This window comes from Streptomyces sp. URMC 127, from assembly GCF_051386535.1.
Lineage (GTDB): Bacteria > Actinomycetota > Actinomycetes > Streptomycetales > Streptomycetaceae > Streptomyces.
Window position 1 is genome coordinate 1 of record NZ_JBPQTW010000529.1, and the last position, 302, is coordinate 302.

The 302-nt window shown below is 73.2% G+C and carries 1 protein-coding gene; it reads right to left on the reverse strand.

Annotated elements, in window-relative coordinates; all coding sequences use genetic code 11:
- Positions 1 to 302 (reverse strand): beta-ketoacyl synthase N-terminal-like domain-containing protein (locus ACSNOH_RS35255; protein ID WP_436725513.1); only part of this gene is annotated, 302 nt, incomplete at both ends.

Consider the following 302-nt stretch of genomic DNA (forward strand, 5'->3'; position numbering starts at 1 on the left):
CGCCTGCGCCTCGATCGGGTCACCCAGCTTCGTACCCGTACCGTGCGCCTCCACCGCGTCGACCTGGTCCGAGGACAGGCCCGCGTTCGCCAGCGCCTGGCGGATCACCCGCTGCTGCGACGGGCCGTTGGGCGCCGTCAGACCGTTGGAAGCGCCGTCCTGGTTCACCGCAGTGCCACGCACGACGGCCAGTACCTGGTGCCCGTTGCGCCGGGCATCGGACAACCGCTCCACGAGCAGCATGCCCGCGCCCTCGGCCCACCCCGTACCGTCCGCACCGGCGCCGAAGGCCTTGCACCGGC